General features: G+C 25.0%; 2 protein-coding genes. Both read right to left on the reverse strand.

Annotated features, from left to right (window positions below; translation table 11 throughout):
- Positions 1-130: 130 nt before the first annotated feature.
- Positions 131-499: a hypothetical protein gene (locus J8J04_RS03250; RefSeq protein ID WP_225885846.1), complete on the reverse strand. Its 369-nt coding sequence runs from the start codon at positions 497-499 to the stop codon at positions 131-133.
- Positions 492-986: a Panacea domain-containing protein gene (locus tag J8J04_RS03040; protein ID WP_212332243.1), complete on the reverse strand. Its 495-nt coding sequence runs from the start codon at positions 984-986 to the stop codon at positions 492-494. Before J8J04_RS03040 ends, J8J04_RS03250 begins: the two co-directional genes overlap by 8 nt.
- Positions 987-1,134: the final 148 nt, after the last annotated feature.

Raw genomic sequence — 1,134 nt, forward strand, 5'->3', positions numbered from 1 at the left:
GTTTTTTTAATGTAAATCAATTTTTACCCTTAAGAATAAAAAATCAACACAAATTGCCCTCTTTAATTGAGGGCATGAAATTTAATCATTTATTTATTAATATTTTTATATTCTAAAGGTGATAAATAGTTTATTTTTTCTTTGTGTTTCCTTTATGTTCTGAATCATAAGCGATAATAACAAAATATTTATCAACAGTTATACCATAAACGCGTTCTTTCAAATTAAGTGACATTTGATAAATATATTCATCTTCAGAAAGGTTAACGGTGTGTGTAAACCCTTTTTTAGCAAGAATTTCTTTTTTGACCGAATGGTATCTAGGCCCTTTATTGTGTGATTCTTTGATAATTTCCCATGTGTACTCAAGATATTTATTTAAGGGGGCGATAATTTTTTCTAAAACTTGAGTAAATGTTTTGATTTTTTTAAAACTGGAAATATCTGTTAAATTCCGATCAAAACGATAACGGAAAAGATCATTAACTATTTTATCCATGTTGGCAAATGTGTTTAGTATTTTTAGAAAAATATTCTAAAATATCTTTGTTTTTAATAATGTTTTTAGACCAATCAGAATTAATATAATATGTGTTTTTCCATGGGTCTTCTTCGTGAGTTTGTTGAGATAAAAAACTGGCTTCCTTATTGCCATATAATGAAATAATATCATCAAGAATTTGTTTTTGAGTGGCATTTATTTTAGTTTCGTCTCCTATTGATAAAGAATCAATATTTAATGGTTGATAAGTAAATTTTTTTAATTGTTTACACAATTCAGGGAAAACGGGACCATAAATCCAAGCTTGTATTTGTTCTTTCACAAGAGGTTTTTTAGTTTTCACTAAATGTTTGGCGTGAGCGTAATAAATCATTTTGTTTAGTTTCATTTTGGTAGTTGGATAAGGATTATTTTTAACAATATAAAAACCAACATCAAAAACATTGATTTGATTTTTATTATTATTTTTTATATTTTTATTCATATTTATTCCCTTTCTATTCTTTATATTATATAATATAACATATTTTTTGATGATTTTTAATTTTTTTTCTAGTTTTTTTAATGTAAATCAATTTTTACCCTTAAGAATAAAAAATCAACACAAATTGCCCTCTTTAATTGAGGGCATG

Origin of the sequence: 'Fragaria x ananassa' phyllody phytoplasma (assembly GCF_018274325.1) — a bacterium.
Classification (GTDB): Bacteria; Bacillota_I; Bacilli_A; order Acholeplasmatales; family Acholeplasmataceae; genus Phytoplasma.

Bases quoted from the DNA above. Each gene is read 5' to 3' on its own strand.
- J8J04_RS03250 (WP_225885846.1), bottom strand. From the start codon at position 499: ATGGATAAAATAGTTAATGATCTTTTCCGTTATCGTTTTGATCGGAAT.
- J8J04_RS03040 (WP_212332243.1), bottom strand. From the start codon at position 986: ATGAATAAAAATATAAAAAATAATAATAAAAATCAAATCAATGTTTTT.